A 7818-nucleotide genomic window follows, 5' to 3' on the forward strand; every position below is an offset into this window, starting at 1 on the left:
GAGGTCCGTCGTCTCGGCCGCGAAACCGATCACCAGCCGGGGCCGGTTCTTGCCGGGCGCCGACACCCCGGCCAGAATGTCGGGATTCTCGATCAGGGCCAGTGAGGGCGGCCCGCCGGGGGCCTTCTTGATCTTGCCCGAGGCCACGCCGTCGACGCGCCAGTCGGCCACGGCCGCGCTCATCACGGCGACATCCGCCGGCAGGGCCGCCTGCACCGCCGCCTGCATCTCGCGGGCGGTCTCGACCCAGACCCGCTCCACCCCGGCTGGCGCAGCCAGCGCCACCGGGCCCGACACCAGCGTCACCCGCGCGCCCAGCGTCGCCAGCGCCGCGGCGATCGCATAGCCCTGCTTGCCGCTGGAGCGGTTGGTCAGCCCGCGCACCGGATCGACCGGCTCGAACGTCGGCCCCGCGGTCACCACCGCCGTGCGCCCGGCCAGCGGCCGACCGTCAGGCCCGGCCAGCAATCCCTCGATGGCTTCCAGGATCGCCGCCGGCTCCGCCATCCGGCCAGGGCCGAACTCGCCGCAGGCCATCTCGCCCTCGTCCGGCCCGACCACCGCCACGCCGTGCAGGCCGTCGAACCCCTTGAGCCGCTCCATATTGGCCTGCACCGCCGGATGCAGCCACATGCGCACGTTCATGGCCGGCGCCAGCAGCACCCGCTTGTCGGTGGCCAGAAGGGTGGTCGAGGCGAGGTCGTCGGCCAGTCCGTTGGCGGCCTTGGCGATCAGCCCCGCGGTCGCCGGCGCCGTGACCACCAGATCGGCCCAGCGCGACAGCTCGATATGGCCCATGGCCGTCTCGTCCTCGGGCATGAACAGGGCTTGGCGCACCGGCTGGCCGGTCAGGGCCGCCAGCGACATCGGCGTGACGAACTCGGCGCCCGCCGCCGTCAGGATCGTCTGGACTTCGGCCCCGGCCTTCCTCAGCAGCCTGACCAGCTCCAGCGCCTTGTAGGCGGCGATGCCGCCGCCGACGATCAGCAGGATCTTGCGTCCGGAAAGCGTCGCTGCGGTCATTCCGTTGATCTAGCGATCCCGCCGCGCGGCGTCGAGGGAGACGGGGAGAAACAAGAACATTGCATGAACAAGATAACGGCGTTATGGACTCCGCGGGATTTCGGATGGAGGGTTCGATGATCGGCAGAAACACGGGAACGGGCGCGACGGCGGCGCTGGCGCTGCTGGCGCTGGCCGCCTGCGGCAACGGCGGATCGGCGGTCGAGACGCGGGACCGGGCGGCCGAGGGCGCTGAAGCCGTGCTGACCTCGGCCGCGGGCGCCCCGGCGGCGGCGGCCGAGGCGCCGGCGAAGGCGAGGCCGGTGCTGACCGCCAACCGCCGCGAAACCGTCGACGCCAAGGTGGCGCGGCTGTTCGAGCGTAACGGCGCCGACTTCGGCGCGACCTCGGCCGCCGACTATCTGGACAAGGTGCGGCGCTTCACGGCGCGGCCCCCGGCCGGGACCGAGCGCGTCGAACGCGCCAATGGCGACGTGCTGCTCTACCAGGCCTCGACCAACACCTTCGCCGTGGTGTCGCGCGACGGGGTGGCCAAGACCATGTTCAAGCCGCGCGACGGCGCCGCCTACTGGGTGCGGGAAAAGACCGCCGCGCCGACGTTCGGCAGGCGCGGCGCGCGATCTTCCGAATAGGCGGCGGGGGGACGGGCCTGGATCGAAAATCGGGCGGGTTGGGCGTCGCCGCATCCGACCCGGATTTCGCTCTGCATTAATTCTGGAGACTTCTCTGGAGTCCGGTCGATCCGACCTGAAGCAGGAATGGTCTACGCCTCGTCCGTTTCCTTGCGGTCGGCCATGTCGCGGATCAGCTCCAGCGCCAGCTTCTGTTGCCGGGTCGACAGCTGGGGGGCCAGGCGGCTGATCTCGATGGTGTAGCGGGTGGCCGGATAGTCGTGATCGAAGGCGGCGGCGCCCTCGGCCATGCCGGCCAGCTGGGCTCCGCTCAGCCCCTCGAAGAAATAGCCGATGTCGACCTTGAAGAAGCGGGCGATGTCCCAGAGCTTCGACGCCGAAATGCGGTTGGCGCCCTTCTCGTATTTCTGGATCTGCTGAAAGGTCAGGCCCAGGGCGCGACCGAGATCGCTCTGGTTATAGCCGAGCGCCAGCCGCTTCTCGCACACGCGACGCCCGACATGCCGGTCCACGGGATGAGGGCCGTCCTCGCCCTTGCCTCTGGCCATTGTTCGTTTTGCCCTCTCATGGGTGAAGCTCGCTTTGAATGCGCCTGCTTCGGCCCGCTGTCACGGAAAAACGCGGCGTTTTCGCCTTGGGCGCAGCCGGGAGTTGCGTAACCGTTTCAGCCCCTCACCAACGACGAGAAAACGCCTTACCCAAGGTGAATTCGGCGGTCCGCGCCGGGCCGGATCCACCGCCCGGCCGCCAGGGGAGCCAGAGCCAGCAGCAGGCCGATGGCGAACAGCAGGTCGCCGAAACGGCCATAGACGGTCGCCGCGGCCGCCTGCGGCAGGCGGGCGTCGATGACGCCGCTTTCGCCCGGCTCCAGCCGCTGGTCGCCGACCACCCGGCCCCACGGATCGATCATCGCCGACACCCCGGTCGGGGTGGAACGGACCACCGGCAGGCCGGTCTCGATCGCGCGGTAGCTGGCCAGGTTCAGATGCTGCAGCGGGCCCGAGGTGCGCCCGAACCAGGCGTCGTTGGAGATGTTGACGATCCAGCTCGGCCGCTTCGCCCCGCCGGGGGTGAAGCCCGGATACAGGCTTTCGTAGCAGATCAGCGGCTGGACCGACGGCAGGCCGGGGATGGCGATCGGCGCGGGCCGCGGGCCGGCGCTGAAATCCAGCGGCATATGCGTCAGGCTGCGGACCCCCAGGGCGCCGAGAAGCCCGCCGGCCGGCAGGTATTCGCCGAACGGCACCAGCCGGTATTTGTCGTAGGCGGCGGTGATCCTCAGCCCGTTGCCGCCCTCGTCCGTCAGGGCCAGCAGGCTGTTGAAATAGCTGGCGCCCTCGGGAGCGGCCGGATCGGCCACGCCGCGGCCGAGGCCGAGGATCAGGCTCTGGCCCGGCCGCACCGCCCGGGCGATGGCGACGGCGTCCGGCGAGCCCGGGGCGAACACCTGGTTGGCCGAGGCCGGCAGCGCGCCCTCGGGCCAGATGATCACGTCCGGCGTCACGGCGCCGGGCCGCTCGGTCAGGTTCACATAGCGGTCGACGATGCCGCGATCGGCTGCGGGGGTCCATTTCGACTCCTGCGGCACGTCCGCCTGGACGATCCTCACCACCGTATCGGTCAGGGCCAGGCGCGCGCCCGACAGCCGCATGGCGCCGCCGGCGAGCAGCGCCGCCAGGGCCAGCGCGCCGAGGGCCGCCGCGCCCATGCGCACCTTGCGCGGCCCGGGGCCCGCCAGCGGACCGAAGGCCGAGACCGCCGCCACCGTCACCAGGCTGAGACCGTAGACCCCCCCCACCGAGGCGAACTGGGATCCCGCCGACCCCGCCTTCCAGCTGGCCCCCGCCGGGTTCCACGGAAAGCCGGTCAGCACATGGCCGCGCAGCCATTCCAGCGCGCAGAACAGGCCCGCGAACACGAGCACGCGCCCCACGCCCGACGGAGCGAAGCGCCGGTAGAGGGCGGTCGCCGCGCCCCAGAACAGACCCAGGCCGATCGGCAGCAGCGAGGCGGCGAACGGTGCCATCCACGCCTGGGCCGGATTGACCAGAAAGGCTTCGGCCACCCACCAGCAGCTGATGAAGAAATAGGCGAAGCCGGCCAGCCAGCCCATCCAGAAGCCGCCGCGCACGGTGACCGACCGCTCGGCCAGCAGCATCAGCAGCGGATAGCCCAGAAGGCCGGGCAGAACGCCGAACGGCGGGTGGGCCAGGGCCGCGCCCGCGCCGGCCAGCAAGGCCAGGGCGATGCGGCCGAAGCGCAGGATCAGGCGGTCGCGGCGGGAGGCGGGATCAAGCTTGAGCATCGGCCCTGTATGGGTCGGCGACGCCCAGACTGGCAAGGATGCTGCGCTCCTCGGCCTCCATCTCTTCCGCCTCGGCCTCGTGCGCGTGGTCGCGGCCCAGCAGGTGCAGCACGCCGTGGACGGTCAGGTGCGACAGGTGGTCGCCCAGGGTCTTGCCCTGCGCCCCGGCCTCGGCCGCGCAGACGCCAAAGGCCAGCACGATGTCGCCGAGCGGCGGCGCCTGACCCGGGATCGTCATCCCGGCGGCCGGAAAGGACAGCACATTGGTCGCCCGGTCCCGGTCGCGGAAGCGGGCGTTCAGATCGCGCACCGTGGCGTCGTCGGTCAGCAGCACGACCACGCCGCCCTCGACCGTCCCCAGGGCCGCGGTCGCCGCGCGTTCGGCCACGGCGGCGGCCTCGGGCAGGGCCGCCGTCCAGGCCTCGTCCTCGATCTCGACCTCGATCACGCGCGGATCCTCACGCGTCCGGGTCCTCGAGGTCGGCGGCGGGGCGTTGCGCCGCGGCGTCGGCGTCATAGGCGCGGACGATGCGCTCGACCATGGCGTGGCGCACCACGTCCTGGGCCTGGAAGGTCTGGATGGCCACGCCCTTGACGTCCTTGAGGATGCGCAGCGCATGACGCAGGCCGGAGTCGCGCGGGTTGAGCAGGTCGATCTGCGACGGGTCGCCGGTCACCACCATGCGCGCCCCCTCGCCCAGCCGGGTCAGCACCATCTTCATCTGCAGCCGCGAGGTGTTCTGGGCCTCGTCGACGATGATGAAGGCGTGGGCCAGGGTGCGGCCGCGCATGAAGGCGATCGGGGCCGCCTCGATCTCGCCCTTGTCGCGCCGCCGGCGCACGTCGTCGGGCCCGAGGATGTCGTTCAGCGCTTCCCAGATCGGGGCCAGATAGGGATCGACCTTCTCGTTCAGGTCGCCGGGCAGGAAGCCCAGCTTCTCGCCCGCCTCCACGGCCGGGCGGGTGATGACCAGCCGGTCGACCTGCCCGCGCCGCAGCAGCGAGGCGCCGTAGGCCGCCGCCAGGAAGGTCTTGCCCGTCCCCGCCGGTCCGACCCCGAAGGTCAGTTCGCATTTCGACAGCATGTCCAGATAGTTGGCCTGGGCCGCCGTCTTGGGCGCGATGGCTCCGCGCCGCCCGACCGGCAGGGCGACGGCGTTGGGCGCCACGGTCCCCTGCCCGTCCCGCGGCCGGGTCGCCGCCGCCCCCAGCGCCGTGCGCACGTCGGCCTCGGTGATCACCGCCCCCGTGTCGGCCCGTTCGGCCAGCGTCTGGATGACCCGCTTCGCCTGGGCCCGGTCGCGCGTCGAGCCGTTGATGGTCACGCCGCCGCCGGGCGCCTCGACCAGCACCTTGTAGGCGTCCTCGATCAGGGCGATGTGCCGGCTGTGCGGGCCCACGACGGCGCGCAGGGCGGCGTCGTCCAGCGCCAGGAACTCACTCTCACGCGCCATCAGGCCGCCTTCTGCTGGAGCCGGCCCGTGAGGCTGTTCTGCTGGCCGCGCTCGATCTCCACCGGAACGATCCGGCCGATCAGATGATCCGCGTCCTCGACATGCACCGACTGCAGATACGGCGAGCGGCCGATGGCCTGCGCCCCGTGCCGCCCCTTGCGTTCGAACAGCACCGCCAGGGTCCGCCCCGCCTGCGCCGCGTTGAAGGCGACCTGCTGCTCCGTCAGCAGGGCCTGCAGGGCGTGCAGCCGCTCGCGGCTGACCGCGTCCGGAACCTGCGCCGCCATCGTCGCCGCCGGCGTGCCCGGGCGCGGCGAATACATGAAGGAGAAGGCGCTGGCGTAGTTCACCCGCCGCACCAGATCCATCGTCTGCTCGAAGTCGGCGTCGGTCTCGCCCGGGAAGCCGACGATGAAGTCGCCCGACAGCGCCATGTCCGGCCGCGCCGCGCGGATGCGGTCGACCAGCTCGAGATATTTCGTCCGCCCGTGCTTGCGGTTCATCAGCCGCAGGATGCGGTCGGAGCCCGACTGCACCGGCAGGTGCAGATACGGCATCAGCGCCTCCAGCTCGCCGTGCGCCGCGATCAGGTCGTCCGACATGTCGTTCGGGTGGCTGGTGGTGTAGCGGATCCGGTCCAGCCCCGGGATCTCCGCCAGCGCATGGGCCAGCCGCGCCAGGCTCGACGGCCTCCCGTCGGCCCCCTCGCCGTCATAGGCGTTGACGTTCTGGCCCAGCAGGGTGACCTCGCGCACGCCCCGCGCCGCCAGTTCGCGCGCCTCCGCCAGCACGTCGGCGACCGGCCGCGACCACTCCGCCCCGCGCGTATAGGGCACGACGCAGAAGGTGCAGAATTTGTCGCAACCCTCCTGCACGGTCAGGAAGGCCGTCACGCCGTCGCCGCCCCGCGGGACCTGCAGGGCGTCGAACTTTTCGTTGGGCGCGAAATCCGCCCCGATGCGCTCGCCCCGCGCCCGCGCCGTGCGGGTCAGCAGCTCCGGCAGCTGGTGATAGGCCTGCGGCCCGACCACCAGATCGACCGCCGGCTGGCGCTTCATGATCTCCTCGCCCTCGGCCTGGGCGACGCAGCCGGCCACGGCGATGGTCATGTCCCCGGGCCGCGCCTCCTTCATCACCCGCAGCTTGCCGAGTTCGGAATAGACCTTCTCGGCCGCCTTCTCGCGGATGTGGCAGGTGTTGAGGATGACGAAGTCGGCGTCCTCGGCGCTGTCGGTCGCGGCATAGCCCAGCGGGCGCAGCACATCGGCCATGCGCTCGGAGTCATAGACGTTCATCTGGCAGCCGTAGGTCTTGATGAACAGGCGCTTCGGCGGCGCGCCGGTCGCATCCGACGTCTCGGGCGGGACGAGGGTTTCGGTCATGGCTGGTCTTTTAGTGCGCGGACGCCGCGGGCGCTACTTGCGCGTCCGGTCAGGCCTCGTCGCGCGCGCCGTGGCGCTTGAAGATCAGCCCCTCGCGGCTGGACGGCTCGGCCCCCTCGATCGGCTTGCCGTAGAGCTCCAGCTTGTGGCCGATCAGTTCGAAGCCCAGCCGTTCGGCGATCTCGGTCTTCAGCCGCTCGATCTCGGCGTCGAAGAATTCGATCACCTCGCCGGTGCGGGTGTCGATCAGGTGGTCGTGGTGGTCGTCGCCGGCCTCTTCGTAGCGCGAGCGGCCGTCGCCGAAATCGTGCTTCTCGACCACCCCCGCCTCCTCGAACAGCCGGACCGTGCGGTAGACGGTGGCGATCGAGATGTGCGGATCGATCGACGAGGCGCGGCGGTACAGCTCCTCGACGTCGGGGTGATCGTCGGCGCTGGACAGGACCCGGGCGATGACGCGCCGCTGCTCGGTCATGCGCATGCCGCGCTCGGCGCAGAGTTTCTCGATCCGGTCCATCGGCGCAGGATAAGCGGGCCGGACGGGCTAGGGAAGCGGCGCGGCCAAGTTTAGGGCCAGAAGCAGGGCGTCGCGCCGCGCGGCCCCGGCGCCGGCGTAGTAGCCGGGACGGCGGCCGGCCTCGGTGAAGCCCGCCTTTTCGTACAGCGCCCGCGCCGCCGCATTGTCCTCCGCCACCTCGAGGAACACCCGCGTCGCCCCCAGCTCCCGCGCCCGGGCCAGACCCTCGCGGACCAGCCGGCCGCCCTCCCCCGCCCGGCGCGCCGCCGGCCGCACCGCCAGGGTCAGGATCTCCGCCTCGTCGGCCACGGCCCGCATCAGGATGAAGCCGTCCCGTCCGCAGACCGAAAACACGCCGGCCTGGGTCAACAGAGCGGCGAAGGCCGCGGCGTTCCAAGGCGTCTCATGCGGCCCCGCGAAGGCCTCGGCGTGGATCGCCGCGAACCCCGCCGCCAGGTCGGCCGCCCAGCCGGGCACGTCGCGGCCGGTCACGACGCGGGCGGCC

At 71.7% G+C, this 7818-nt stretch carries 9 protein-coding genes; 1 reads left to right on the plus strand and 8 read right to left on the minus strand.

Annotation, left to right across the window (positions count from 1 at the left end; genetic code table 11):
- Positions 1 to 1023 (minus strand): bifunctional phosphopantothenoylcysteine decarboxylase/phosphopantothenate--cysteine ligase CoaBC (coaBC, locus tag VGD32_RS10695; protein WP_331031870.1); only part of this gene is annotated, 1023 nt, incomplete at its 3' end.
- Positions 1024 to 1139: 116 nt separating this feature from the next.
- On the opposite strand from coaBC, the gene VGD32_RS10700 reads away from it, so the two are divergent.
- Positions 1140 to 1655 (plus strand): S-type pyocin family protein, encoded by a 516-nt coding sequence (locus VGD32_RS10700; protein ID WP_331031871.1) that lies wholly within the window; start codon positions 1140 to 1142, stop codon positions 1653 to 1655.
- Positions 1656 to 1786: 131 nt separating this feature from the next.
- Here the strand turns inward: VGD32_RS10700 and VGD32_RS10705 are convergent, their stop codons facing one another.
- The 7 genes from VGD32_RS10705 to VGD32_RS10735 form a co-directional block, all read right to left on the minus strand.
- Entirely contained in the window at positions 1787 to 2203 is a 417-nt protein-coding gene (locus tag VGD32_RS10705; RefSeq protein ID WP_331031872.1) for a helix-turn-helix domain-containing protein, read from the minus strand.
- A 146-nt stretch (positions 2204 to 2349) separates the two neighbouring features.
- A complete protein-coding gene (lnt, locus tag VGD32_RS10710) occupies positions 2350 to 3960 on the minus strand; it encodes an apolipoprotein N-acyltransferase (RefSeq protein ID WP_331031873.1) in 1611 nt (536 codons plus the stop codon).
- Positions 3947 to 4408 carry an rRNA maturation RNase YbeY gene (gene ybeY / locus VGD32_RS10715; protein ID WP_331031874.1) on the minus strand — a complete coding sequence of 154 codons (462 nt, stop codon included), beginning with the start codon at positions 4406 to 4408 and terminating at the stop codon, positions 3947 to 3949. Before ybeY ends, lnt begins: the two co-directional genes overlap by 14 nt.
- 10 nt (positions 4409 to 4418) lie before the next feature.
- Positions 4419 to 5414, minus strand: a complete 996-nt coding sequence (locus VGD32_RS10720) for a PhoH family protein (RefSeq protein ID WP_331031875.1) — start codon at positions 5412 to 5414, stop codon at positions 4419 to 4421.
- Positions 5414 to 6796: a tRNA (N6-isopentenyl adenosine(37)-C2)-methylthiotransferase MiaB gene (miaB, locus tag VGD32_RS10725; protein ID WP_331031876.1), complete on the minus strand. Its 1383-nt coding sequence runs from the start codon at positions 6794 to 6796 to the stop codon at positions 5414 to 5416. Before miaB ends, VGD32_RS10720 begins: the two co-directional genes overlap by 1 nt.
- Before the next feature lie 49 nt (positions 6797 to 6845).
- Positions 6846 to 7277 (minus strand): Fur family transcriptional regulator, encoded by a 432-nt coding sequence (locus VGD32_RS10730; RefSeq protein WP_331031877.1) that lies wholly within the window; start codon positions 7275 to 7277, stop codon positions 6846 to 6848.
- A 63-nt stretch (positions 7278 to 7340) separates the two neighbouring features.
- Positions 7341 to 7805 (minus strand): GNAT family N-acetyltransferase, encoded by a 465-nt coding sequence (locus tag VGD32_RS10735; RefSeq protein ID WP_414644411.1) that lies wholly within the window; start codon positions 7803 to 7805, stop codon positions 7341 to 7343.
- Positions 7806 to 7818: the final 13 nt, after the last annotated feature.

Source organism: Brevundimonas sp. (assembly GCF_036402095.1).
Lineage (GTDB): Bacteria > Pseudomonadota > Alphaproteobacteria > Caulobacterales > Caulobacteraceae > Brevundimonas.